We start from the raw sequence: 24,101 nt of genomic DNA on the forward strand, positions 1-24,101 counted from the left end.
TGTGTAGGTCGATCTGAATTTGAGTACTGCTATGGGTAAACTGACCATGCGCTCATGAAAAAAAGGTTTATCCTGGTGGCTGTGCTTGCCATTATTGTCGCGGTGGTGGGAGGCTGGTATTTCTCCAGGCACGCAGGCGACAAGGATACGCTGGTGCTCTTCGGTAATGTCGATATTCGCCAGGTCTCGCTAGCTTTCAACGGGAGCGAACGGATCGCCGATATGCGCGTGCAGGAAGGCGATCGGGTGGAGACCGGACAAGTCCTGGCCACGCTCGACACCCGTACCCTGAGGCTGCAAATCGCTCAGGCCGAGGCACAGATCAACGTACAGGAGCAGGCCTTGTTACGGCTGCGGAACGGAACACGCCCCGAAGAGGTGGCTCAAGCCAAGGCTGAGGTCGCTGCTGCTCGCGCCGACGCGGATCTTGCCGCACAGCTCCTCAAGCGTTTGCAAAATATCGAGCAGACTTCCGGTGAGGCGGTCAGCCAACAGGATTTGGACAGTGCGCGTTCGCGCCAGCGCGTGGCCGAGGCGCAGCTGGAAAACAACCAAAAGGCGCTGCAATTGGCCGTGATCGGTCCCCGCAAGGAGGACATCGCCCAGGCCGAGGCACAATTGAACGTTTCGCAGGCTGAGCTGGCTTTGCTCAAGCATCAGCTCAGCCTGTACGAATTGAAGTCCCCCATCGATGCCGTCGTGCGCTCGCGCTTGCTGGAACCGGGCGATATGGCTTCACCGCAACGTCCGGTTTATACGCTGGCGATTACCGACCCGAAATGGGTGCGCGCCTACGTGTCGGAAGTGGATTTGGGCCGCATCAAACCTGGCATGAGTGCGCGCGTGGTCACCGATAGCCATCCCGATCAGTCGATTCCGGCCCGCGTCGGCTATATCTCCTCGGTTGCTGAGTTTACCCCTAAAATTGTGCAGACCGAAGAACTGCGCACCAGCCTGGTCTATGAAGTACGTGTCTTTGTCGAAGATGTCAGCGATCGTCTGCGCTTGGGCATGCCAGCGACGGTGTTCATCCCCTTGCAAGACGCCAAAAGCCTCGCTGGAACGGCGCATCGATGAGCGGCCCGGCAGTCGCGTTGATCGCGAACCGCGTCCATAAACGTTTTTTGGTCAAGGAAACGGGGAAATCGACTCAAGCTGTCGCTGATGTTTCGCTTGAAGTGCAGATGGGTTCGCTCACTGCCCTGGTTGGTCCCGATGGCGCAGGCAAGACCACCTTGCTGCGGATGATAGCCGGGCTGATGACGGCCGATGAAGGTCGGCTCGACGTACTGGGCATTGATGTAGCAGCCGATCCGCAGGCGGTACAGGACCGCATCAGCTACATGCCGCAGCGCTTCGGCCTGTATGAAGATCTCAGCGTGCAGGAAAACCTCGACCTCTACGCCGACCTGCATGGTGTGCCGCAAGCAATGCGGCGGAACCGCTACGCAAGGCTCCTAAAGATGACCGATCTCGCACGCTTCACCGCGCGCCCGGCAGGCAAGCTTTCCGGGGGCATGAAGCAGAAGCTGGGCCTGGCCTGTACTCTCGTGCGCTCGCCCGAGTTGCTGTTGCTCGACGAGCCGACGGTGGGTGTCGACCCATTGTCGCGCCGGGAGCTCTGGGAGATAGTTCAGCAAATGATTGACGACGAGCAGTTGACGGTACTGGTTACCACTGCTTATCTGGATGAAGCCGAGCACTGCGCCCGGGTTTTCGTTCTTCAGGAAGGCAAGCTGCTGGCTGAAGGCACCCCGGAAGAAATTCGCCAACACGCGCGCAACCTGTGCTTCATCGTTACACCGCCGCAAGGTCAACCTTTGCGTATCCTCCAGGCGCGCTTGCTGGATGACGCCGACTGCATCATTGATGCGGTTCCTTACGGTGGATCTGTGCGCTTCATTCGCCGGGCCGAGGTGGACCCACAGCGCCTGGACAGCTTGCTTGGCGGTATCCCGGCCACCGCGGTCGAAGCACGGGTGGAAGACGGGTTTATGGTGCTGCTGCGCGAACGGCACGATGTCGCCCCTATGGATACAGCGATATCGAAAGCCGCCGGCGGGACGAAAAACGGAGGTAACGGGGAAGATAACGCTAAACGCGAGCCGGATGAAGTTGTCATCGAGGTGCGTGACCTTGTGCGCAAGTTCGGCGATTTTATCGCAGTGGACCATCTCTCATTCTCGGTTCGGCAAGGTGAAATTTTTGGCCTGCTAGGCCCCAACGGCGCAGGTAAGACTACGACCTTCCGGATGCTTTGCGGCCTACTGCCGGCTACCAGCGGTTTTCTTCAGGTCGCCGGCTTCAATCTTCTGCGTGCTCGCGCGGTAGCGCGCCGCAGGATAGGATATATGTCGCAGAAATTCGCGCTTTACGGCGATCTCTCGGTAATGGAAAACCTGGAGTTTTTCGGTAGCGCATATGGATTGTATGGCAAGCGCTTGCGCGAGCGCATCGATACCGTTATGCAGCAGTTTGACCTCGAGGGCAGGGAGAAGTCGCCGAGCGGGCAATTACCGGGTGGGTTCAAGCAACGCCTGGCCATGGCCGTCGGCCTGTTGCACGAGCCCGAGATCCTGTTCCTTGACGAGCCCACCAGTGGCACCGATCCGCTTAAGCGCCGGGAATTCTGGCGGCGTATCACTGCGCTGTCGGAGGTGGGCACGACAATTATCATTACGACTCACTTCATGGAAGAGGCTGAGTACTGCGATCGTATTGTCATCCAGGATGCCGGCAGGCTGCTGGCGCTCGGCACACCGCAGGAGGTACGGATGCAAGCGGGTGGAGAGGGCGCCCGATTGAATATGGAAGAGGCCTTCATCCGCATTATCGAGCAGGAGCGGCGGAAAAACAGCGAAAGCCCTGCCGGGGAGGCCAACCCATGAACGAAGCCGGAACAGAGCCAGGCAGCAAGGGGCTTCCCGCGGAGAAATCGGACAAGGTGGATAAAGCGGATAATGGGTACGAGGGACATAAAGGTATCAGGGGGTTCCGGTCGCGCCTGATCTCCCTGACCCGCAAGGAAATTCGCCAGCTACTGCGTGACCGTAGCAACCTGATTATTGGTATCGGCCTGCCTCTCGTATTGATCCTGATTTTTGGCTATGGACTTTCACTCGATGTCAGGGATGCCAAAGTGGCGGTAGTGCTGGAAGATCCTTCGCCCGTGGCGGCTGATGTCATCGCGGGCCTGGAGCTCTCCGCATATATCTCGCCGGTAGTGGTTACCTCCATGCATGACGCGCAGCGCCTGATGCTGGCGCGCGAGGTGGATGCCATCGTGCAGGTACAGAGCGATTTTTCGCGCCGCCTGGCGGCCGGGAACGCGCAAGTGCAATTGCTGTTGCATGGTTCCGACGCCAGTCGTGCACTTATCATACGCAGCTATGTCAGCAGTGCACTGAGTCAATGGGCGCAACGTCAGAGCGATCGTGGAATGGTAGCAGGGGCGGGCGTAGGCATCGCCGCCCCGGGATCGGTCACACTGATTCAACGGATGTGGTTCAACGCCGCCAATACCAGCACCTGGTACCTTGTACCTGGGTTGATCGTGCTGATCATGACCCTGGTCGGCGCCTTCCTCACGGCGATGGTAATGGCACGGGAATGGGAACGCGGCACACTGGAAGCATTGTTTGTCTCCCCGGTACGACCCACCGAGATACTGCTGGCGAAGATCATTCCGTACTTTATGGTGGGAATGCTCGGCCTGGGCATGTGCCTGCTCGCCGCGCGCTTCCTGTTCGAGGTGCCCATGTACGGTTCGTTGCTGATAGTGCTTGTCAGCTCGATGCTTTACCTGCTGGTAGCATTGGGACTGGGCCTGCTGATTTCTTCGGTTACCCGGAACCAGTTCCTGGCCAGCCAGCTCGCACTGATTACCAGTTTCATGCCGGCGCTGATGCTGTCGGGCTTTTTTTTCGACTTGCGTAATGTGCCGGTTGTCATCCACCTTATCGGCAACGCGCTGCCGGCTACGTATTTCATGGAACTGATCAGGACTTTGTTCCTGGCGGGTAACATATGGCTGCTGATTTTCAAGAACTGCGCGATCCTGGCGGGTTATGCCGTGGTGCTGCTGGGACTGGCACGGGCCGTTACCCGCAAGAAGCTGGATTGATAAATGCTGAATTTCCTGCGCCGTATCGCCAGCCTGTGCCGGAAAGAGTTACTGGCTATTTTCAAGGATCCCGCCAATCGAGTCATCCTCGTCGTTCCCTCATTGATAGAAAGTTTTCTTTTCGGTTATGCGGCTACCTATGACCTGACCAATGTACCTTATGCCTTGCTGGACCAAAGCCGTGGCTCTGCATCAACCGAATTGATCGCTCATCTGGATGGTACCGGCGTATTTCATCGCGTCGCAATGCTTCAGACGCAGGGCGATATCGCCCGGGTAATCGACAGTGGAGATGCACTGATCGTGATCCAGTTCGGGCCAAGGTTTGAGCAACAACTGAATGCAGGCGAATTCGCGCCGGTACAATTGATCCTCGACGCACGCAATTCGAATACGGCCGGCTCCGCCGCGATCTATGTCGGTGCAGTCATCGATTCGTTCAACGCGACGCTGCGCGGCGGGACCGGGCCGCCGCTAACCGTCGAGCCACGTGCCTGGTACAATCCAAATCTCGAGACCCGCTGGAATATCCTGCCAGGTCTGATAGCCTCGTTGAGCATGATACAGACGCTGATGCTGTCTGCGTTGTCTGTTGCTCGTGAGCGCGAAAATGGCACTTTTGACCAGTTACTAGTGACACCGTTTTCGCCGACGGAAGTCATGATCGGCAAGGCCGTTCCAATCGTCATGATCGGCTTGACGCAATCCACCATCGTGCTGGCGGTAGCGCTGTTCTGGTTCAATATACCAATGGCAGGCTCACTGGTGACACTCTACGCAGGGCTGGGCCTGTTCACGATTGCCAGCGTCGGCATGGGACTGTCGATCTCGGCGGTTTCGGCTAACATGCAGCAGGCCATGCTTTACACTTTCATGCTGATCATGCCGCTGGTACTGCTTTCCGGACTGGCTACGCCGGTGCGCAACATGCCGCAATTCTTGCAGACCGCCACGCTGATCAATCCGTTGCGCTTCGCGATCGATCTGGCGCAGCGCGTTTACCTGGAGGGGGTCGGGTTGCTGACAGTCGTCCATGACCTGATTCCCCTGCTGATCATATCTGCTATCACACTACCGCTGGCGGCCTGGCTGTTCCGTAATCGTCTTTTGTAAGGGACTTGCAAAAAGCTGCGGAGGAAGTCTGCATCAGTTCTATCCCGGCATTCTATCGGTCTGCAAGCCATACTTTATGTCCTCGTACTTATAGCGAATTTCCTCTTTAAGGCTGAACACGCGCTACTGCCCCGGGTTAATAAGGGTAATTGGCGGTGTAACGGCAATCTCGGCAGGCCCCTGTGCCCTGGTCGTTTTGTTGAATCTCATTCTTGCCTTTTCTATTTTCTAACCTATAAAGAACTTAGAAGCCGATACAGTGAAGCAGCAATGTCAGCTCGTCTCCAACGTTCTGGAACTGATATGGAAAAAATTCTGGAAGTCGCTGAAATCGAACTTGCCGTCCTGGAAAGTTTTCCGCCCAAATTACGTATTACGGCATCGGGTACCGTACCCACCGGTGGCTGGTCCAATCCCAAACTGGATCCTTACATCTATATTCAAGCGCCCCCGAATGGTATTTACGATTTCAATTTTGTTGCAGATCCTCCTGAAGGAGTTGCGACGCAGGTGATTTCTCCCATTGAAGCCACTTTTAGCATGGAAAATTTAACGTCAGATGTAAAAGGGGTCCGGATACATGCTTCGCAAAATTCAAAAACGGCGTTGTTGGATGATTCCGGCCAGCCCGATCGGCAACCCAACCGCTTTACTTTGAGCGATCGCGACAAGACTACCCGCATCGTATTTTTTCCCCAAGCACTCACTCCATTAGGAGCGACCGAAAAACCTTCGGATGCTCAGCTTGAATATCACGGCGTTGAGGGCGAACTGGTCTTCAGGGGGGATGAAATCTCGGAGGAGCAAACGATATTGGGATTGCTCATCTCAGTGATCCTCAGACCCAACGCGGATGCGGGCGGTGTGGATTTTGCGCTGGTTTTGCCGCCGGTTAACATTGGAGGGGAGGCACGGCAGGAATTCGATACTATCGGGATCAAGATCCGAAGCAGGGGTCGCGTGATAAACCCGATTGGAGCAGAACTTACCTATGAGGTACTGAACCTCAAAGGCGTAGCGGAAGATATCCCTATTCTTTGAATCAAATGTTTTGAATGAAAAAGAATGGACGAAGACCGGGGTTAAAAGATTAGCGCCTCTTTGTTTTTGAGGTTTTTATGGAGGAACTATCATGGACGAAAAGAACGCGCCTACCAAGGGAAGCGCTAAAAAGGGCAAAGAGTCGAAGCCTGCTCGAAAAGGGCCAAAAGACTCGATCATTAATCCGGATGTCTCAGTTTTAAAAAACTACTCGCCAACGGAAGGCGCACAATCCCACCCCGACTGGGTAAAGAAACAGTTTCCGACATATATCGAACCTCATGGGGAACATGGCAAGCACGAAGCCACCAGCGTGCGCGAACTTACGCATAACGGGCACAATATCAAGATCATCACTACTTACCTCGTCGAGGTGGACGGAGAGCCGGCGGACCTGCACCTTTCCGTTGATGAGGACGGGCAAGTTTATACGCATGCAACACCGTTTGTAACTTACGATTCCGCCGTGGATCTGATGAAACAAGTGATGGATGCCTATCCGGATGCGTTCTCTGAATCCGATCCAGGTCCCGAGCATGACCATAATCCTAACCACGGTGGAGGTCACCAATGATCCGCCACAATTTTCTTACTGACGCCGATGCTGCTCAGAAGTTCATTGATGGGGTAAGAAGGCTCAAAGACCCGGCACAGTTTCCATGGCCTGGCCGGGATGGGTTGTCGATCTATGACTCATTCGTTTTCTGGCATCACCAGTCGATGATGTTGATGACCCCGCCCAATCAAAATGACCGCAATGCGGCCCACTCCGGCCCTGCATTTTTACCCTGGCATAGATATTTTCTAATCACCCTGGAAGGATTTTTACGCCGGGCGGTGAATGACAGCGAATTCAGGATTCCCTACTGGGACTGGACAGCGGATGCGGAGTTATCCGAACCTGCCACAGCTCCCATATGGAGCAATGGAAATCTGGGACAATTCGCCGGCTCCGATTGGCGGGTTCGCCTTGAGATGAGCCTGAGGACAGGAGACTTGCGGCCGGTAAACCGATCGCTGCAACGTGAACTCGGCGATGCGGGAAGACTTCCTACCCGAACTGGGGTGCGAATGATTATACGGGATCAGGCAGCGTACGATACCTCGCCGTTTAGTTCGTCTTCGGCGGGTGGCTTGCGCAATCTGGTGGAAGGTTGGGTCGGTAGCGAACGCATACACAACAGCGTGCATGTATGGATTGGCGGAGATATGGGACGGTCATCATCGCCCAATGATCCGGTATTCTTTCTGCATCACTGCAATGTAGACCGAATCTGGGCCGCCTGGCAGGAAAGACACCTGAATTCAAGCTATTTGCCGGACATGACTGCCCCCGATACCCTCCAGTTTCACCGGATTGACGATGCGCTGTACAGCATTTATGAGGACACTGTCACCCCAGGAGATATGGTGGATTACAAAAGGTACTACGAGTACGACACGATTTCGGATCTGACGGAACTGCAGGTTTAGTTGGATCGCTGACTGTCTCGGATCAACATCCTGACGCTACGGAGTGCAGCGCATTGGCTAGGTACTGGTACCAATACGCCCATGGTAAGCATGATGAGCTTCGACGCTGGCACTTCCAAGCCCCTGACTCATGGGATCGCAAAATACTGACATCATTTCATGTACGGAGGCAGGGACGCTGCCCGGGCTGTTTGCCTTGCGCATCAAGCGAACGCCGGATTCCGCGGCTTACTGGTGGTTCGATGCCGAAAGCAAAACATGGCGAAGCTATACCTGGCAGGAAACGGGGGCGCTAGCAGGGCGCTGGAAGCGAGCCCTTGCACAGGAGAATTTCGCTCCTGGCGAACGGGTAGGTATCCTGCTGCGCAACTCTGTGGAATGGGTATGTTTCGATCAGGCCGCGCTGGCTCTGGGGCTTGTCGTGGTGCCTCTATACCCATCGGATGCGCCAGACAATATCGCTTATATCCTGGCTGACTCAGGGGCTCGCCTGCTTCTGATAGGGACTCAAAGACGGTGGGAAACGCTTGCTCCGCTGTGTTCCAATCTCACTGGTTTGGGGAAGGTGTTATGCGTCGAACATCCTATCTCAGCCGCCGGTAACCGGGTAATGCTGGAGGGTGTGGACGACTGGCTCGATAGACCCGATCAGGCTGCCAGAGTTCAGCCAGTCGAAGACCAGGCCAATGGCCAAGGCGATGTTCACGCTGATGGCGAGGCTGACGCAGACAAGTCCCGTCTTACTGATCCCGGGGTGATTGCGACGCTCGTCTACACTTCCGGCACCACCGGCAAACCCAAAGGGGTCATGCTCTCCCATCACAATATTCTGTGGAATGCCGAGGCAGTGCTCAAGGCCATACCCGGCTATCGCGAAGATGTTTATCTTTCATTACTGCCGCTTTCGCACATGTTCGAACGCACCGTCGGCTATTATGTTCCTGTCATGGCTGGCAGCAGCGTGGCGCATGCGCGTTCTCTCAAGGATCTGGCCGAGGATATGAAGGCCATTCGTCCCAGCATACTTGTCGGCGTGCCACAAATTTACGCGGGTATTCGTATCAAAATGCGCCAGCAAATAGAGGAGAAAGGACGACTCGCCAGACTGTTATTCGGCTGGACTACAACCATCGGCTGGGAACGCTTCAGCAGCAGGCAATACAGGCAGGTGCAGCACAGGGGGAAGCAGCCGGTGGAGGGGAAGGGACAGGAAGCGCCCCGCTGGTGGTATCAGTTCGCCTGGCCAGTGTTAAGGCCATTGGTCGCGGAACAGATTCTGGCTCACTTTGGGGGCCGGTTACGGCTTGCGGTAAGTGGGGGAGGGCCGCTCAATAAGGACATTTCGCAATATTTCATCGGACTAGGGCTGCCGGTAGTGCAGGGCTACGGTCTGACCGAGGCTTCACCGGTACTTGCAGCCAATCGCCTGGACGATAATATTCCCGAATCGGTAGGTATGGCATTGCCGGGGGTTGAAATTCGCATTGGCGATAAAGACGAACTGTTGGCTCGCGCCCCCGGCGTCATGCTTGGTTACTGGAATAAACCGGAGGAGACACGGACTGCCGTCGATTCGGAAGGTTGGCTTCATACCGGCGATCAAGCCCGCATTTCTGACGATCATGTATTCATTTGCGGGCGGCTCAAAGAAATACTTGTCACCTCAACGGGCGAAAAAGTCCCTCCCGGCGATCTGGAAATAGCCATTGTTCAGGACCCCTTATTCGACCAGGCGATGATAGTAGGCGAAGGCAAGCCCTATCTGGCTTCGCTGCTGGTACTGAACCAGCGCGAATGGGAGAATATTGCGACCGGCCTCGGCCTCAAGGCCAACGAACCAAAGTCGTTGGCGCATTCCGCTGCGCGAGCTGCTGTTCTAAACAGGATTAAAACCGCATTGCGCAGTTTTCCAAAGTACGCTCGGATTCGCGCCGTACATCTGGCACTCGAACCGTGGAGTGTGGAAAACGGCCTTCTAACGCCCACCTTGAAGCTGAAGCGTCCGGAAGTGGAAAAACGTTTCGCGGACAAGATCGCCGAACTGTATAAAAAACCTGATGATCAGGAATCTGAACCTGAATGAAGCTTCGGCCTCCGCCCCTGCAGATTGAAAGTAGGTGCACGTGAGTCCCAGCAGCCTACACTCTGCAATGCGATGGTTAATCTTATTAAACCCTTACTTTTTTTCCCGGATGCGATCCGCCTGGTCCTCCATCTGATCGGCACGCGTCTCCGAAGACTCGCGGGCAGCCTCAGCCGCGCGGTCGGTAGCGCTGCTATCCATACCAGGATCCCGCTTTTCAATCCGATCAGCCGTCGCTTCACCCCGATCGCGTACCACATCGGCTTTTTGTTCCACGATATCCGCTTTCTTTTCCAGTACTTCTTCCCGCTTATTTTCCTGCTTGGAATCGCATCCGGTTAATACCAGCGCGAGCATCGCCGCGGTAAGAACAGGTTTCACATAATCCATGATAGCCACCTCTGGTCATTTTCAAGGTTGCCACTATAGATGGCGAGCGCGTTTCTCTCTGTACGATGGCGCACGCAACTCTCACGCTGACTGAATGACTCTTTGCAGAGAGGCTATTCGGGCAAAGCCGGGCCAGCTCAACCGGAATCATCAGGCTTGCCCGGATTCCTTATATTAAAACTTCCTTATTCGCCTCGCGCACACGCGTCATGAAAGCAACGAAACCAAGTCGGCCAGCTTGAAAGTTTTCAACGAGCCGCTCGGACTGTTGTTGTCTTCCAGTGAGAGGCGAATAAGTTGGCAAGCAGCTACAGGTAAACTGAGCAACTCAAGAAAGTTTGTCACCCTATGTTCGATAGCGTACTGAACGATATGGGAATAGGGAATATTTAGATAAGCTCTATGCTCCCTACCGAACTAGTCAAGCTCACGGCGTTGATGGCACGCACCAGCGGCAGCCCGGACATGAAGATCGGGCTCATTGATGGACCCGTCTCCAGCGGCCATGCCGATCTGGCAAAAGATCGCTTGCGTGAGATTCCCGGCCAGAACGGTGCTACCTGCACGCAGGCCAATAGCACAGCTTGCGTGCATGGAACCTTTATAGCGGGCATCCTAACCGCAAAGCGAGGTTCTGCTGCGCCCGCAATCTGTCCCGGCTGTACTGTTCTCATACGCCCGATTTTCAGCGAGAAAACTTTTGGGCGCGAACACATGCCCAGCGCAACGCCGCAGGAGCTGGCGGTAGCGATTCTCGAGTGCATCAACGCGGGTGCGCGCGTTATAAACCTCAGCCTTGCCTTGGCACAGCCTTCCGTCAAAGGGGAACAGGCGCTGGAAGAGGCGCTCAACCAGGCGCTCAGGCGCGGCGTGCTCATCATTGCGGCGGCGGGCAATCAGGGCACGCTGGGCAGTTCTGCCATTACGCGTCATCCGTGGGTCATCCCGGTGGTGGCCTGCGATTTGCGTGGCAGGCCGATAAACGAATCGAACCTGGGCGGTTCCATCGGCATGCGCGGCCTGAGCGCACCTGGCGATAGTATTACCAGCCTGGGCGCCGGTGGGCAGACGCTCACGCTGGGCGGTACGAGCGTCGCTGTGCCGTTTGTGACCGGCACCATTGCTCTGCTGTGGTCGGAATTTTCCACGGCAACCGCGGCGCAAATCAAGCTTGCTGCTACGAAAGCGTCTGCGCCGCGGCGAGCTTCGGTCGTGCCGCCTCTGCTGGACGCGGCGGTAGCCTACCAAAGCCTGTTGACTGCAAGTTGAAGGGGGAAAATGCGTGGCAAAATCAGTCGGCAAAAACGTACCTGACGATAAACCAGGCGAAAGAAATGACGCTTCCGATAAAAACCAAGCCCGGCCGCATCGAGTGCGTCTCCCCGGATTTATCACCGAAGAGGAGATTGGGCTTGGCGATGCGGTTAAGCGTGCAACCGCTTATTTAGGAATAAAGCCTTGCGGCGGCTGTGAAAGCCGGGCAACTGCACTTAACCGCTGGCTGGTCTTCAGCCAAAGGCGGACGAGGTAGCGAATTTCTTAAAGTCGGTTTTGCAGGTTTCTTGACATCGTTAGCAGCTTCGCCCATACATAAATGAAGAGCGACAGTATGAATGAACGAGCTGAAGCAGCGAAACAGGCGGCAGGCCGATCGGGTGACGGCGCTTTCCCAGGCTCTTACCGGCTTGTGCAAATATGCCGGAATCTATCCGCAGATGGCTGGCGAGACCTGACCGGTAACCTTACCTACCTGAAAGGAGACATATCGTGAGCATGCCAGGATTTACCGCAGAAACGTCCTTTACCAGACTAGCAATCGCTACCAGCTTGCGGTTGGCGGGATTTTTCGAAGTAATGGAACACAGTTGTGATGCCCCCAGGGGTGTGGATGGATTAAAAGCATTACCTGTGGAGGGGCGATAGCAGGATGTATTGTTCTATGTACCAGCGCCTGCCTTGGCTGCCCGGTAGCCTGTGGTGCTTGCTGGGTCGGCTGCCTGGGAATAAGCCTTTACGGTTTCTGCAGAGATTGCATTCCTGATATTGGTGGGGGCGGAGACGGCGGTGGCAGTGGTGGCGGAGGGGGAGGTGGTGGCAGTGGCTGCTGCCCACCGGGCAGGAGGTGCTGCGGTAGCTGTGCAAGCGGGAGATGTGATGATGTGTGCATAAGCCCTGGCCAGTCCTGTCCCTAAAAAATAGGAACAGACAGGGTGCTATCTTTTTTTAAGGCGCTGCGTTCGGCTACAGAGAATTTCTTGAGCCTGGATTTTCCGGATTTTTGAACATCGTTAACACCCCCTACTACTTAAGGAGTAGCAATATGAGCGAACAAACTGAAGCAAAGGAACAGCAGAGGGAACAACTAGTGGACCAACCGATCAAGGTGAATGACGTACGGGACGCCACGCCTTATCCCGATGCCCGCTCAAACATGGCAATCTCACCGCAGGGGGGAAGCGGAAACTGTGGTTGCGGGGGAGCTGGAGACATAAGTTCAAATGGTACTGGAGTGGTCTCTTATGTCTATGCAATCGGCCGGGTCGAAGCTCGCTTCCCGAACCTTTCCGCGGAAAAGGAATTTTCCCAGGCGACCGGACGTACAGAAACTGCCGGAAAGACGGACCAGCAAGCTTTTCATGCTGTTCTGTCCCAGCGGGAGAACCGTTACCTCGTGCGCCAGTTATGCTGGGTGCTGACGGTACAGGGCCTGGAAACCTACTTGTTGCAGCCGCGCGACCCGGCGGATATCGACATGCTGGTGGATGCTATCCGCCCCGCTCCCGCTCCCAATGACATCGATGTCGTCATTGGTTTGCGCGGCCCTATTGCACCGCCGGAAATGTGTAACGGCTTGATGGTGCCGATAGTCGTATTCGACCAGATCTATTCTTTCGGCCGTGATGTACTTATAAAAGCCATTCCCAAGCCGGAGAAAATGGCTGATGAGCAATTCGGGCCCGCGGCCGAGGAACTGTTCGACCGGATCATGCAAATGACGGACAACGCCGGGGCAACCGACGAGCACCGGGTGCTCAACTACCTGGCGATGCGTTATCCCGCCATCTATGCCAAAGCCGCAGAAAAATTCGGCGACGAGTATTCACTGACGGGGATTGAAGTGATCCAATCATCGTTGAGCAGCACCCGAAAAATTTTAAAAGTCGTCTTTTCATATACCAATCGCAATACCGATTTCACCGAGAAGTTCTTTGTGCGCGTTGATGCAACCGAGGAATTTCCGTTTTTGGTCACCAAGATGTCGCCATACTACGATCGATAACCGGTATCAAACTGAATCAGCTGAAAGGAGATAATCATGAACATGCCAAGGTTTACTGCGGAATCGTCGATCTATAAAAAAGCTGGGAATTATCTTGCGAATAAGCAGGATGTTTTTGCTAATAACTCCTCGGCGATAATCCCGCAAATAATACGAACGATAGATCTCAATCGGGGATGCACACTATTTTGCGATTGCAATCCCGCGTCAGGAGTTTGTAGCTGTGACGCCACCTTATGCCCCATCCCACCATGGGGGTTGGTTCGTGCGACGTTTTGAGGATGCTGCTGCCCAGCCTTCATGGCTGCGCAGCAGCATCCTCTACTACCATCCTCACTAATTCGGAGGTGACAAATGAACATAACGAACATCCCAGGGTTTACAGCTGAAGCTTCGTTGTACAAGGCAATCAACCCCTACCACATGATCGGCATGCTCCACCAAGCCGATGGCGTTATAAATCCTGCACAGATCGATTCCGATCCGTCTTGTTTTCCCGAATGCTTCCGTGAATGCATTCAGGAAGGCATTCCGCCATTTCAGTGCGGCCCGGCATGCCGCCGACAATGTACTCCGCCACGCCCAAGCTGTGGCCCCTGTGTAGGTTTCCGGCAGTGTTCTGATGGGAGCCAGAGGTCTTGCTCCGCGCCTTGATTAGAGGAGCTTGGCCATCAGGCCTCGATCGACGTGGGAGCAGATTAGAGAGTCCAGGTACCGCACTACATAGGGCAATCTTTAACGGAAACTATCAGGAGATGCAAAACGGACGGGAGCAGGCTTTGTTTCGATCACGTTAGGTACGAATTGCCGCTTCGCGTTGCCGGTTTTCAGCTATATTAATATAGGAGGGCTTTATGCCGAAATGTGATGGATGCGGGAATGACTACGATAAATCTTTTCAGATTATCGCTTCTAACAAAACCTATACTTTTGATAGCTTTGAATGTGCAATTCAGATGCTCGCCCCTACCTGCGCGCATTGCGGCGTGCGAATTATAGGTCATGGTCTGGAAAAGAACGGGGTAATATTCTGCTGTAACCATTGTGCAGAGAGAGAGGGTGTAACGGAACTGCGGGATCGCTCATAACCCGTTCGCATCCATATTGCGTTTGCTCTACGGTTGCATCGATCTGGTGTCCTTTCGGTATCCGCTCCCCCTGTTCATGAGTTCGCGCGGAGAGTATGAATTCCAGTATCGGTAAATGACAGCGGCCGCTTTGGCAAGCCGCTGGCGAGCGTTATGCTTTACCCCTTATCGTCATGCCCATGCCCGTCATGTCTGTGCTTCCAACGCATCTGCTTCATCTGTTCCCTTTGCGTATCAGTCAAAATCTGGTGAATATCGCTGCGTATTTTGCTTCGCTCAATGACGAGGCTTGCCACCAGATCACCTCGTTCTCGTGCCAATGCTTGTACTCGGCTATCGTCACTGCCATCTCGCCCGAGTTCTCTTAACGCCTTGCGATTTGTCCGCATCTTTTCTTTTATCGCTGTCATTTGCAGCTTCGACTTTTCCAAAGCGGCTTTAACCGATGAACGCTGTTCCGTAGTAAGTTCGAGGCGATCCGCCATCCTGTCCAGCAAACGTCCTTCGCCTTTTATGCCTTGCCCCATCATTTTGGCGTGTTTGCCGTGATGGCATCCGCGTGCGCCATCTTTGGAATCCGTGTCAGGTTGCGGAACTGCCACAGCGATACTGCTTATTAATAAACCACCGATCAGTGAAATTTTCTTGATTGTTTTCATTAGCCTGGTCCTCTAGATTGCGTTTAACGAATGTCGCCGTGAACCTTCACGGCTTGAACAAAGGATAAAGCCAGGCAATGTCAAGTAGGGTTAAGGAAGCGTAAATTTGTGTAAAGAAGCCAGAGGCCGCTATATTTGTTCGCCTCAATTTGGCAATATTCAAGACAAATGGATCACGTAAGCATTTGCAACAGTTTGACTTGGGAAAACGGATGGCGAGCATACTACTGGCGGATGACGATATCGAGCTGAGCCGCATGCTGGTCGACTACCTGACGGAAGAGGGATTCAACGTCGACGCTGCTTATGATGGCGACATGGCTTTGAGCAAGGCCCTGGCTAACGAGTATGATCTATTGATACTGGATGTGATGATGCCGAACCGGAACGGTTTTGATGTATTGCGTGAACTGCGAGTGCAGTCCTTGCTTCCCGTGTTGATGTTAACGGCGCGTGGAGATGACGTCGACAGCATCGTCGGGCTTGAGCTCGGGGCGGATGACTATTTAGCCAAACCATCCCATCCTCGTGTCCTGGTGGCACGGATCCGTGCAATCCTGAGAAGAGCAGAGGCACAAGGCGAGCTGCATTGTGGTAAAGAACGCCTTGATCAGATTGCGATGGATGATCTTGTTATGCATTTTGGTTCACGTACCGTAACCTGCGGCGATGATCCCGTATCGATGACCAGCACGGAATTCAGCCTGTTGAGCGTACTGTTGCGCGAAGCCGGCAATGTGGTGTCAAAGGCCGATCTTTCCGAACGTGCGCTTGGTCGTAAATTGAGCCGTTATGATCGCAGCCTAGATATGCATGTAAGCAATCTGCGTAAAAAGCTGGGTCCGCTATCCGATGGACAGGAGCGGATCAAGACGGTCCGAGGCGTTGGTTATATTTATTCACGTAACTGACGATGCACAGACTTTTCTGGAAAATATTTCTGTCATTCTGGCTTACGCTGATTATTTTTTCTGCATTGGTTATGTTTGCTGCTTCGAGTTATCTCGAACATACACGAACACAACAAGATATCGGCAGCATGCGCGTACGTCTGTCGGAATACTTCAATCAAGGCCAGGCAGCCGCGAAACAGAATGGAATCGAAGGCCTAAAGGAATGGCTGGAAAATCTGGATCGTAGCGAAGCAATACCCATTTTTTTGATCGATGAAGCAGGACAAGATGTGCTTGAGCGAGAGATTCCCGCTTATATCATTGCAAGGCTGGATCGAAGGCGTGAACACGCTGAACGCATGGAACGAAAAGGACCGTCCCATCTGCAGCGAATACGGTTGGCGGGAGGAAGCGCATACCGCATGGTTCCCGATTTCCAGAGCATTACCTTGCGCAGAGTTTTGCAGCGCCCGAGAGTTATTGCGCTGCCCGTGGCGGTGGCAGCTTTGGTAAGTGCGCTGATTTGCCTGTTGCTCAGCCGTTACCTGACTTTTCCGCTTGAGCGGTTGCGCCGTGCCACCCAGCATATTGCGGCCGGTGATCTTACCCAGCGTGTCGCCCCATCCATGGGCAACCGCCGCGATGAAATTGCGGACCTGGCGGGCGCATTTGACACAATGGCTGAACGGCTCGAAAAGGTATTTGGCGCGCAACGGCAATTACTGAGTGACGCCTCCCATGAACTGCGTTCTCCACTCGCTCGCTTGCAGGTCGCATTGGGCCTAGCCCGGCAGCGATCAAACGGTCGGGCGGAGCAAGAGCTTGACCGCATCGAAACCGAGATAGAACGGCTGAATGAATTGATTGGGCAACTTCTTGAACTCTCTCGCCTGGAGGCAGGGGTGGATGTTGCGCATATTGAGAAGGTTGATATGCGCGAACTGCTCGAAGGACTCATCGATGATGCACAATTCGAAGCGGAGTCAAAGGGTTGCGAAGTCAAGCTGAAGAACGCGTTTTCGGCAAGCGTTAAGGCAAATGCCAGACTGCTTCACAGTGCCATTGAAAACGTCGTGCGCAATGCCATCAAGTACACCAAACCGGATACGGCAGTAGAAATAACCATGTTGGCAGATCGGGATATTCCGGACAGCATCATTATTAAGGTTCGGGACCACGGACCCGGCGTACCCGAAAAAATGCTACCCCATCTTTTTGAGTCCTTCATGAGGGTAGAGGAGGCCAGAGATAGTCTAAGCGGCGGGCACGGGCTCGGGTTAGCCATCGCTGATCGTGCTATTCGGCTATATGGTGGCGAAATCGTGGCACAAAACGAGCCAGATGGAGGATTGAGTATTCTCATCCGCTTGCAGCTTGCCGCGAATTGATTGGATAAGGGATTTTCCGGCGGAAGGGGAGAGGGCAGAGGTTTCTTTCTGCCAGAAGATTCAGGGTGGCGCCCGATTAGTATGTTGTCGACATGCTGCAGCAGTCCGGCCGCAGGCTATGCTATTTTGATAGTTGTCTGCTATGCCAACCGGGTATGCACCTCCGCGACCGCCGCGGCGCCTTCGCCCACGGCGGCGGCGACGCGCTTGGTTGAGCTGGCACGCGCGTCCCCGATCGCGAATACTCCCGGTACCGAAGTCTCAAGCGGCAGGGGATAGTGATCGTCCGTCGAATACGCCAACCGCGCGTAGTCGGCGGGTGAGAGATCGAGGCCCGTACAAACGAAACCCTTATCATTTACTTTCACGCCGCACTTATCGAGCCAACCGGTGTTTGGGTCGGCACCCACGAACAGGAAAATGCGCCGGATTGATTTCGTCTGCATGGTGCCATTTTTGCGATTGCGCCAATGAACGCCGCTCACGCCTTCTTCACCGCCTTCGATTGCAACGATCTCTGATTCCGGGTGCAGCGTAACGTTCGCGAGTGCCTCGATACGGTCAATGAGAGATTTCGACATGCTTTTTGCAAGGTCAGGTCCGCGAATCAGGTGATGCACATGCGCCGCATAGTTTGCCAGGAATACTATTGCCTGCCCGGCAGCATTGCCGCCGCCCACCAATATAACTTCTTCCTGGCCACACAGCGCGGCCTCGATCGGCGACACCCAGTAATAGATGCTGCGACCTTCGTATTTCTCGAGTTCGGGTATGGCGGGACGCCGATATTTTGCGCCTGTCGCGATCACCACGGTTTTAGCCGAAATCCGTACGCCACAATCCAGTTTAAGCGCATAGGGAAAACAGGTGCAATCCAGCGACGTCACTTCAACAGGCACCACCATTTCAGCACCGAATTTCTGCGCCTGAACATAAGCGCGTCCGGCAAGCGCCTGGCCGGAGATGCCAGTCGGGAAGCCGAGGTAATTTTCGATTCTGGCGCTAGCGCCCGCCTGGCCCCCGAACGCATGGGTGTCGAGCACCAGCACGGAAAGCCCTTCCGACGCGGCGTATACCGCACATGCAAGGCCTGCGGGCCCCGCACCGACGATCGCAACGTCATAGACGCGGTCAGCGCTCAGTTCGATATATAAGCCGAGGCGACGTGCAAGTTCCCTTTCGGTGGGACACTTGAGGATCGTTCCATCCGGACATACGACCAACGGCAACTCATTCGGACGCGGTTCGTGGAGCTTCATCACACCTTCCGCGACGCTATTCAGCTTCGGATCCAGCGCCAGATGAGGATGGCCGTTCCTTGAAAGAAATCCCCGCAGTCGCACCATGTCGGCGCCGCCGGGAGGACCGATCAATATCGGACCGCCTGCGCCGGTTTCGATCAATCCCATGCGTCGTAGGATCAGGGCTCTCATGATTCGTTCCCCGAGCTCGGCCTCGGCCACGACCACGGCACGCAACGAAGGCGAATCTATCAGCAATGCTTCGACCACGTCGAGCGCGTGCCCATAGACAAGGGAGGGACGTCCCGAAAGCTGGCCGATTTCAGCCATGAAGTCGCCCGGTCCGTTCTCAACGATGGGAACCTCGATTCCAAGGCAATTTTTGCGCGTAACCAGGACGTGCCCGTTTAACAAAACGAACATGCCGGGTCCGGTCTTGCTGGCCTCGAATAATAGTTCACCCGGCTACCAGGTGTGCGTCGTGCCAAAACGCCGTAACCGGTTAATTTCTGCAGGGGCGAGCTTAGGAAACATCTGCTCGCGGCGCGATGCCAGACTTGGAGGCAGCGGCACATCCGCCGCATTGGCGGAAACGTCATCCACTTGGCCAGGCGTCGACGAGAACAATCTACCGGCGACTTCGTTCATCGCGGCTTTCAGCCGACTTGGCTATATGGGCGTACGTGTACCCATGGAGCTTCAGTCTTCAGGCAATCTTCATAGCCATCTGCCGCAGGTATGGTCTTGCGAAGATTATCGAGATGTGTACAAACCATGCAATCACCATCCTACCCGCTACCTGGGTGCTGGTCTGCACGTTGACTGCCGCCTGGCAGAAGATCTTCGATATGAATCCGCGTATCGGGTTTCTGGCACATGCCGACCAGTACAAGGAGGCATCTGCATGCGGGATGTTCCTTGCGCCGGCCAAATCGATAGAGCAGATGCGGCAGGTGATCTTTAACGACTATGTCAATGCGTCGCTGGCAGGCCTCTTCATACTGATGCTGATCAGCTTATTGGCGTTCGGTATCCGAACGGTGATACGTGCACGCGGCATGAACGCTCCCACCGTCAAAGAAGCCCCGTTCGAACCGCTATCGCCGCCTGAGCGACACCCGCAATTTTGAAAATAATGGATGGCAATCATGTTCCATGAATCCCCAATTAGAAAAATTACCCGAATGACCAGATTGCTGAGCGTAGCAGGTTATGTCGGACAAAGCCTGCGTCTGATGGTAGGTGTGCCTGAATACAGTGCTTATGTTGCGCATATGCGCAGCAGACATCCTAATAAACCGCCTATGTCCTATCAGGAGTTCTTCCAGGAATGCCAGACGGCACGATATGACGGACGGGTAGGGCGATGTTGCTAGGCTCGGAATGGATCACCGGTAAAACCCGCGATACGTATTTCTACGTAGCTTTTAGACGTAATTGTGCGGATTCGGACGAAGGTGGACACGATTAAAGTTCAACCTGAGCAGTAAATGAAACCGATACAAAACAGTTAACCAGTTTTTTTTACCCCAACCCAAGGAGATTCCATGATACATCAGAAACAGAATCGGATGCAGCGCATGGTGCGCGCTGCGCTGCTGGCAGGCTGCCTGTCATTGGGAACCACGGCGTATGCGGGCATCACCTTCCAGTTTCAATATGGCGATCCCGCGGGAACAGGATTCCTTGATCCCATCTATGGAGCGAGCCGGCAAGCTGCCCTGAACACGGCAGCCGAAAATTTCTCCAGCATGTTCGGCAGCCATTTCAGCAATTCGGCCACTATCGTGCTGACCGCGAATGCGCAAAACGATCCTTACAGCGGGACGTTGGCGTCGGCAAGCAGTTATTTTACCAATCCGGGCAGTGCGGGATTCAATCTTGGAGAGGTTGTCCGGACCAAGCTTCAAAATGGAATCGATCTGAACGGGAATGTTGCGGATGGTGTGGTAAACGTCAATTTTGGTGCAAATTGGGAACTTGATTTCAATACGCCGCCGGCTTGGGGATGGGGATGGTATCCAGGCACGCACGACTTCTACGGTACATTATATCACGAATTTACCCATACGCTCGGTTTCAGTCCCGTAATGACGCAGTCCGGGACGAGCGCGTTCGGTATGAAAGATGGAAGCTGGAGCACGTTTTCCAGCTTCATTGTGGACAAGAACAACAATCCGATCATTGATCCGCATACTTTTGTGCTGAATCAGGGGGCGTGGGATACCGGCAGTGTCGGCAATTGGGGCGAAGGCGGGTCTGAGGGGCTGTTCTTCAACGGGACTAACGCCGTGGCCGCGAATGGCGGCTTTTTGGTCACGCTCTATACAGCGGACGCTTGGGAACCGGGCAGCAGTGTTTCCCATCTGGACGACCGGATGCCCGGCATCGAAGGAACGCTGATGTCACCCGCAAGCTACGCAGGTCCGCAAATGCGCGACTATAGTGCGATCGAAGTCGGCATTCTAAAGGATCTCGGCTATGTAGCGGTCGTGCCAGAACCCGAAACTTACGCCATGCTACTTGCGGGTCTCGCTGTGCTGGGTGCGATTGTACGTCGCCGTGCATCCGTTATCACGATGGGCTAAACAATTCGGGACTCGGACGCGAGATCCCGAATTTCTTGCCGGTTAAAACCGCTGGCAGCAATTTTCCAGGAGGGTGAAGTCACATGATATCCAAAGCCGATACGGATCAATCGACTAATTCAAAATGTGAGCTTGAGAATGCGGCATTCATTGCCGGATTCAAGCTCAAGCGTGGCTCTTTTATTTGGACACCGAATGAATTCCTTGCCGGCACCCTGCTGATGGTTATCACATGCCTGGGGATGCCGGCGGCCATGTCCGCTGAGTCTGTCATTACCGGCAGCCTTGGACCAGGCGGACCGCCGTTGACCTATCGCATCGACGACGTGCGTATCCATCTGACTCGTCACCCCGGCAACGCCGCCTTTCCGGTTCAGCGAGTCAGCTTGGCCGGTTCCGGTAGCGCAACGCTGGAGCGGGACGGCAAAATCATGCCATTCACTTACCAAGTGAAGAAGTTGCTGGTCCTAATGAACGAGTTCTACAGAATTCGCTTTTTCGATATGCCGGACGATTATACCAACCGCTATTCAGTCTTCCTGAAGGATGAGGAAACTGTCGAAACGGCCGGACTCCACATGCTGGATGCCGGAGGCATGCGGATTTGCTTTACCGCGGCCAGCTATGAAAAATGCGTCAACTATGGCGATGAGGGGCCTTCTGAATTGGAGGATATCGCTAGACGAATTTTTTCTGAAGCCGATGTATTGGCGAATAAATAGGGCCAGATTGCTATTCGCACCAGTCAAAGGAATGTGCTTCCAATTTGGATATATCAGTTCCTGGTTATAGTCACTTTTAAACACAATGATATGAATTATGTAATACGAGGGCGCTCCTAAAGGAAAGCGTGGATTCGTACACATTCGTCTTTAATTTTTGAGAATAAAAAAATCATGACACATAAGCTATTGGCAGTATTTCTTCTTGCGCCCGTATTGGTCTTCAACTCGGGATGCTCGGTCTTCATGGCGGCGAAGCAGCCCGACAAAAAGAATGTGGATTTGTTCAGGTCGGGAACCTCTAGAAATATGCTTCTGGGTGAGTTTGGTCCTCCTGCCGTCTCGGAGACGCGGGATGGCAGGAAATATGAGGTTTTCAAGTTTATCCAGGGTTACAGCACCGGGGTAAAAGCCGGCAGGGCGTTGTTTCATGGCGCTGCCGATGTAGCAACGCTGGGTTTGTGGGAGGTTGTCGGCACACCTGCGGAAGCGGTTTTCAGCGGTGATGAGATGGCTTACCAGGTTTCATACGATAAGGACGACAGGGTCGATCAAGTTACGGTATTGAAGAAATAAATGCGCTGGCTGATGAACACAAATATTTTAACTTAAAAAAGGAAATATCAATAAAATGTACTATTCAATCAAGATATTGAGGGTTGGTTTCCTGGCAGCGATAGGCGCCGGATTATTGCTTTCCGGCTGCGCGACAACATCCCCTAATGCAGCATTCAGGCAAGCATTGCCGAAGGACCACCGCCTGGACGCCAACGACACCGCCGATGTGAAAGTAGAAGCGGGGGAGGGCGTTTTTATCGACGAACATGAGAAACAGCGGTTGGCGCGGAACATCCTGGGAAAGATCGACTTTCAAAAATTGCAGAATCCCGATTCTTCGGGCAAGCGTGAATATGAAATCGCGGTGCTGTTGACACGATATGAAAAAGGCAATGCTTTCGCCAGATTCATGCTTGCCGGGCTTGGACAAATTCATATTGATGCCAAGGCATCTGTATTCCTGTTGCCCCAACGTGCGAAAGTTTCCGAATTCGATATCGACAAGACGTTCGCGTGGGGCGGAATCTATGGTGGCACGACGTCCATTGAAGACGTGGAGCATGGATTTGCGGAAGGTGTGGCACAAGCGGTGACGAGCGCGAAAGAATAAAAGGTAGTCCCGTTCTTTTATCGAACACGCAGAAGGCAGCATGTGGAGCGGAAAGGGCGCATGAATGCATGCCTTCTGCGTCGGTCCTCGACTTCAAGCATTGCGAACAATAAAAAACGCAGCTTATCAATGCCTGGACAGGGCCGACGCCTCAAGGACGCACGCAAAAAAATTAGCGAGAGGACTTATCCTTTATCTTTGTATCAATGATGATGGGGAAAGGGGAGCGATCTCTATATCTTGTGGCAATATTTATTAGAACCGCTGGGTTTTCCCCTTCTTCTTCAGGCAATACGGCTTTTAGTTTTTGCCAGATACTGGAGCGGTGACCCTCTACAGTACGCTTGGTTATACCGAGTTTTCCTTTTGCAATGCCGATCTCCACCGCGATATATGTATTTGACTTTCCATCGCCAAGAAGCCACAGGACTTGCCGCTCGGTTGGCGTCAAAAGCCGTTCGAGTTCCAACACCGGGGGAAAGACAGTTTTGCCTTTAACGATCCTGTTGATTGCATTAATAATATCGGATGCTGGCCTGTCTTTTAACACATAACCGCTCGCACCCGCCTGGATTGCTTGAAGAATGTGCTTGTCTTCATTATGCATGGTATATATTAGAACGCGTAAAGTGGAGAATTCGGCAAGCAGCCTCATGGTCAATTCAATGCCAGCGGTAGTTCCGTGCGGCATTCCCAGGTCCGTCACTACCAGGTCTATTGCCCCCTTATCTTTTGCCGTGCGCAAGGCTTCCTCCACGCCCGATGCCTCGGCAACTACGCGAAAAGCCGGCCTGGTTTCCAGCAGGCCTCGTAATCCCTTCAATAGCAGTTCGTGATCATCGACAAGCATG

At 54.1% G+C, this 24,101-nt stretch carries 24 protein-coding genes and 1 pseudogene; 19 read left to right on the forward strand and 6 right to left on the reverse strand.

Features of this window, described 5'->3' with window-relative positions; translation table 11 throughout:
• Window positions 1–54: 54 nt before the first annotated feature.
• From BUA28_RS03930 to BUA28_RS03965, 8 genes are all read left to right on the forward strand, one after another.
• A complete protein-coding gene (locus tag BUA28_RS03930; RefSeq protein WP_072766831.1) occupies window positions 55–1,077 on the forward strand; it encodes an HlyD family secretion protein in 1,023 nt (340 codons plus the stop codon).
• Window positions 1,074–2,888, forward strand: a complete 1,815-nt coding sequence (locus BUA28_RS03935; protein WP_072766832.1) for an ATP-binding cassette domain-containing protein — start codon at window positions 1,074–1,076, stop codon at window positions 2,886–2,888. The genes BUA28_RS03930 and BUA28_RS03935 overlap by 4 nt, the downstream gene beginning before the upstream one ends.
• A complete protein-coding gene (locus BUA28_RS03940) occupies window positions 2,885–4,123 on the forward strand; it encodes an ABC transporter permease (RefSeq protein WP_083569864.1) in 1,239 nt (412 codons plus the stop codon). Before BUA28_RS03935 ends, BUA28_RS03940 begins: the two co-directional genes overlap by 4 nt.
• Window positions 4,124–4,126: 3 nt before the next feature.
• Entirely contained in the window at window positions 4,127–5,236 is a 1,110-nt protein-coding gene (locus BUA28_RS03945) for an ABC transporter permease (RefSeq protein WP_072766833.1), read from the forward strand.
• A 303-nt stretch (window positions 5,237–5,539) separates the two neighbouring features.
• On the forward strand, window positions 5,540–6,277 hold the full coding sequence (locus BUA28_RS03950) for a hypothetical protein (RefSeq protein ID WP_072766834.1): 738 nt from the start codon (window positions 5,540–5,542) through the stop codon (window positions 6,275–6,277).
• A 91-nt stretch (window positions 6,278–6,368) separates the two neighbouring features.
• Window positions 6,369–6,851, forward strand: a complete 483-nt coding sequence (locus BUA28_RS03955) for a hypothetical protein (protein WP_072766835.1) — start codon at window positions 6,369–6,371, stop codon at window positions 6,849–6,851.
• The gene (locus BUA28_RS03960) at window positions 6,848–7,750 is read left to right on the forward strand and encodes a tyrosinase family protein (protein WP_072766836.1); all 903 of its coding nucleotides are present in this window, start codon (window positions 6,848–6,850) and stop codon (window positions 7,748–7,750) included. Before BUA28_RS03955 ends, BUA28_RS03960 begins: the two co-directional genes overlap by 4 nt.
• A gap of 130 nt (window positions 7,751–7,880) precedes the next feature.
• On the forward strand, window positions 7,881–9,833 hold the full coding sequence (locus BUA28_RS03965) for an AMP-dependent synthetase/ligase (RefSeq protein ID WP_072766837.1): 1,953 nt from the start codon (window positions 7,881–7,883) through the stop codon (window positions 9,831–9,833).
• Between the two features lie 93 nt (window positions 9,834–9,926).
• On the opposite strand, the gene BUA28_RS03970 is transcribed toward BUA28_RS03965, so the two are convergent.
• On the reverse strand, window positions 9,927–10,223 hold the full coding sequence (locus tag BUA28_RS03970; protein ID WP_143148428.1) for a hypothetical protein: 297 nt from the start codon (window positions 10,221–10,223) through the stop codon (window positions 9,927–9,929).
• A gap of 402 nt (window positions 10,224–10,625) precedes the next feature.
• Between BUA28_RS03970 and BUA28_RS03975 the strand changes: the two genes are divergently transcribed.
• The 3 genes from BUA28_RS03975 (at window position 10,626) to BUA28_RS03985 (ending at window position 13,503) form a co-directional block, all read left to right on the forward strand.
• Window positions 10,626–11,492: a S8 family serine peptidase gene (locus BUA28_RS03975; RefSeq protein WP_072766838.1), complete on the forward strand. Its 867-nt coding sequence runs from the start codon at window positions 10,626–10,628 to the stop codon at window positions 11,490–11,492.
• Between the two features lie 777 nt (window positions 11,493–12,269).
• A complete protein-coding gene (locus BUA28_RS16210) occupies window positions 12,270–12,392 on the forward strand; it encodes a hypothetical protein (protein ID WP_256598225.1) in 123 nt (40 codons plus the stop codon).
• Window positions 12,393–12,543: 151 nt separating this feature from the next.
• Window positions 12,544–13,503, forward strand: coding sequence for a cyanobactin maturation protease PatG family protein (locus tag BUA28_RS03985; RefSeq protein ID WP_072766840.1), 960 nt, complete (start codon window positions 12,544–12,546; stop codon window positions 13,501–13,503).
• 1,246 nt (window positions 13,504–14,749) lie between these two features.
• Here the strand turns inward: BUA28_RS03985 and BUA28_RS04000 are convergent.
• Window positions 14,750–15,250: a Spy/CpxP family protein refolding chaperone gene (locus tag BUA28_RS04000; RefSeq protein WP_072766843.1), complete on the reverse strand. Its 501-nt coding sequence runs from the start codon at window positions 15,248–15,250 to the stop codon at window positions 14,750–14,752.
• Window positions 15,251–15,462: 212 nt separating this feature from the next.
• Between BUA28_RS04000 and BUA28_RS04005 the strand changes: the two genes are divergently transcribed.
• The gene (locus tag BUA28_RS04005) at window positions 15,463–16,161 is read left to right on the forward strand and encodes a response regulator transcription factor (RefSeq protein ID WP_072766844.1); all 699 of its coding nucleotides are present in this window, start codon (window positions 15,463–15,465) and stop codon (window positions 16,159–16,161) included.
• A 2-nt stretch (window positions 16,162–16,163) separates the two neighbouring features.
• Window positions 16,164–17,531, forward strand: coding sequence for an ATP-binding protein (locus BUA28_RS04010; RefSeq protein ID WP_072766845.1), 1,368 nt, complete (start codon window positions 16,164–16,166; stop codon window positions 17,529–17,531).
• Window positions 17,532–17,671: 140 nt separating this feature from the next.
• Here BUA28_RS04010 and BUA28_RS04015 read toward each other — a convergent pair whose 3' ends face one another.
• From BUA28_RS04015 to BUA28_RS16045, 3 genes and pseudogenes are all read right to left on the reverse strand, one after another.
• Entirely contained in the window at window positions 17,672–18,964 is a 1,293-nt protein-coding gene (locus BUA28_RS04015) for an NAD(P)/FAD-dependent oxidoreductase (RefSeq protein ID WP_371915207.1), read from the reverse strand.
• Between the two features lie 45 nt (window positions 18,965–19,009).
• Window positions 19,010–19,225 (reverse strand): annotated as a pseudogene (locus BUA28_RS16375) (cyclic nucleotide-binding domain-containing protein); the annotation flags it as partial.
• Between the two features lie 12 nt (window positions 19,226–19,237).
• Window positions 19,238–19,420 carry a hypothetical protein gene (locus tag BUA28_RS16045; RefSeq protein ID WP_218587221.1) on the reverse strand — a complete coding sequence of 61 codons (183 nt, stop codon included), beginning with the start codon at window positions 19,418–19,420 and terminating at the stop codon, window positions 19,238–19,240.
• Between the two features lie 113 nt (window positions 19,421–19,533).
• On the opposite strand from BUA28_RS16045, the gene BUA28_RS04020 reads away from it, so the two are divergent.
• The 6 genes from BUA28_RS04020 (at window position 19,534) to BUA28_RS04045 (ending at window position 23,250) form a co-directional block, all read left to right on the forward strand.
• Window positions 19,534–19,902: a hypothetical protein gene (locus BUA28_RS04020; RefSeq protein WP_371915206.1), complete on the forward strand. Its 369-nt coding sequence runs from the start codon at window positions 19,534–19,536 to the stop codon at window positions 19,900–19,902.
• 54 nt (window positions 19,903–19,956) lie between these two features.
• Window positions 19,957–20,148: a YbdD/YjiX family protein gene (locus BUA28_RS04025; RefSeq protein WP_072767071.1), complete on the forward strand. Its 192-nt coding sequence runs from the start codon at window positions 19,957–19,959 to the stop codon at window positions 20,146–20,148.
• A 171-nt stretch (window positions 20,149–20,319) separates the two neighbouring features.
• Window positions 20,320–21,360 (forward strand): PEP-CTERM sorting domain-containing protein, encoded by a 1,041-nt coding sequence (locus BUA28_RS04030; RefSeq protein ID WP_072766846.1) that lies wholly within the window; start codon window positions 20,320–20,322, stop codon window positions 21,358–21,360.
• Window positions 21,361–21,443: 83 nt separating this feature from the next.
• Complete coding sequence (locus BUA28_RS04035; protein WP_072766847.1) at window positions 21,444–22,082, forward strand: hypothetical protein; 639 nt, start codon at window positions 21,444–21,446, stop codon at window positions 22,080–22,082.
• Between the two features lie 174 nt (window positions 22,083–22,256).
• Window positions 22,257–22,658 (forward strand): hypothetical protein, encoded by a 402-nt coding sequence (locus BUA28_RS04040; RefSeq protein ID WP_072766848.1) that lies wholly within the window; start codon window positions 22,257–22,259, stop codon window positions 22,656–22,658.
• 55 nt (window positions 22,659–22,713) lie between these two features.
• A complete protein-coding gene (locus tag BUA28_RS04045) occupies window positions 22,714–23,250 on the forward strand; it encodes a hypothetical protein (RefSeq protein ID WP_072766849.1) in 537 nt (178 codons plus the stop codon).
• A gap of 172 nt (window positions 23,251–23,422) precedes the next feature.
• Here BUA28_RS04045 and BUA28_RS04050 read toward each other — a convergent pair whose 3' ends face one another.
• A complete protein-coding gene (locus BUA28_RS04050) occupies window positions 23,423–24,100 on the reverse strand; it encodes a response regulator transcription factor (protein ID WP_218587222.1) in 678 nt (225 codons plus the stop codon).
• Between the last annotated feature and the right edge of the window lies 1 nt (window position 24,101).

It is taken from the genome of Nitrosospira sp. Nsp11 (assembly GCF_900142705.1).
Classification (GTDB): domain Bacteria; phylum Pseudomonadota; class Gammaproteobacteria; order Burkholderiales; family Nitrosomonadaceae; genus Nitrosospira.

What these genes read in the sequence shown, in the direction of transcription:
- BUA28_RS04000 (WP_072766843.1), bottom strand. Translation starts at nt 15,250, where the DNA reads ATGAAAACAATCAAGAAAATTTCACTGATCGGTGGTTTATTAATAAGC.
- BUA28_RS03930 (WP_072766831.1), top strand. Translation starts at nt 55, where the DNA reads ATGAAAAAAAGGTTTATCCTGGTGGCTGTGCTTGCCATTATTGTCGCG.
- BUA28_RS04045 (WP_072766849.1), top strand. Translation starts at nt 22,714, where the DNA reads ATGTACTATTCAATCAAGATATTGAGGGTTGGTTTCCTGGCAGCGATA.
- BUA28_RS04020 (WP_371915206.1), top strand. Translation starts at nt 19,534, where the DNA reads ATGTGTACAAACCATGCAATCACCATCCTACCCGCTACCTGGGTGCTG.
- BUA28_RS04030 (WP_072766846.1), top strand. Translation starts at nt 20,320, where the DNA reads ATGATACATCAGAAACAGAATCGGATGCAGCGCATGGTGCGCGCTGCG.
- BUA28_RS04005 (WP_072766844.1), top strand. Translation starts at nt 15,463, where the DNA reads ATGGCGAGCATACTACTGGCGGATGACGATATCGAGCTGAGCCGCATG.
- BUA28_RS04025 (WP_072767071.1), top strand. Translation starts at nt 19,957, where the DNA reads ATGACCAGATTGCTGAGCGTAGCAGGTTATGTCGGACAAAGCCTGCGT.
- BUA28_RS03985 (WP_072766840.1), top strand. Translation starts at nt 12,544, where the DNA reads ATGAGCGAACAAACTGAAGCAAAGGAACAGCAGAGGGAACAACTAGTG.
- BUA28_RS03970 (WP_143148428.1), bottom strand. Translation starts at nt 10,223, where the DNA reads ATGGATTATGTGAAACCTGTTCTTACCGCGGCGATGCTCGCGCTGGTA.
- BUA28_RS03955 (WP_072766835.1), top strand. Translation starts at nt 6,369, where the DNA reads ATGGACGAAAAGAACGCGCCTACCAAGGGAAGCGCTAAAAAGGGCAAA.
- BUA28_RS03950 (WP_072766834.1), top strand. Translation starts at nt 5,540, where the DNA reads ATGGAAAAAATTCTGGAAGTCGCTGAAATCGAACTTGCCGTCCTGGAA.
- BUA28_RS04040 (WP_072766848.1), top strand. Translation starts at nt 22,257, where the DNA reads ATGACACATAAGCTATTGGCAGTATTTCTTCTTGCGCCCGTATTGGTC.
- BUA28_RS03945 (WP_072766833.1), top strand. Translation starts at nt 4,127, where the DNA reads ATGCTGAATTTCCTGCGCCGTATCGCCAGCCTGTGCCGGAAAGAGTTA.
- BUA28_RS03960 (WP_072766836.1), top strand. Translation starts at nt 6,848, where the DNA reads ATGATCCGCCACAATTTTCTTACTGACGCCGATGCTGCTCAGAAGTTC.
- BUA28_RS03975 (WP_072766838.1), top strand. Translation starts at nt 10,626, where the DNA reads ATGCTCCCTACCGAACTAGTCAAGCTCACGGCGTTGATGGCACGCACC.
- BUA28_RS03965 (WP_072766837.1), top strand. Translation starts at nt 7,881, where the DNA reads ATGGGATCGCAAAATACTGACATCATTTCATGTACGGAGGCAGGGACG.
- BUA28_RS04050 (WP_218587222.1), bottom strand. Translation starts at nt 24,100, where the DNA reads ATGCTTGTCGATGATCACGAACTGCTATTGAAGGGATTACGAGGCCTG.
- BUA28_RS03935 (WP_072766832.1), top strand. Translation starts at nt 1,074, where the DNA reads ATGAGCGGCCCGGCAGTCGCGTTGATCGCGAACCGCGTCCATAAACGT.
- BUA28_RS03940 (WP_083569864.1), top strand. Translation starts at nt 2,885, where the DNA reads ATGAACGAAGCCGGAACAGAGCCAGGCAGCAAGGGGCTTCCCGCGGAG.
- BUA28_RS04010 (WP_072766845.1), top strand. Translation starts at nt 16,164, where the DNA reads ATGCACAGACTTTTCTGGAAAATATTTCTGTCATTCTGGCTTACGCTG.
- BUA28_RS16045 (WP_218587221.1), bottom strand. Translation starts at nt 19,420, where the DNA reads ATGAACGAAGTCGCCGGTAGATTGTTCTCGTCGACGCCTGGCCAAGTG.
- BUA28_RS04015 (WP_371915207.1), bottom strand. Translation starts at nt 18,964, where the DNA reads ATGAGAGCCCTGATCCTACGACGCATGGGATTGATCGAAACCGGCGCA.
- BUA28_RS04035 (WP_072766847.1), top strand. Translation starts at nt 21,444, where the DNA reads ATGATATCCAAAGCCGATACGGATCAATCGACTAATTCAAAATGTGAG.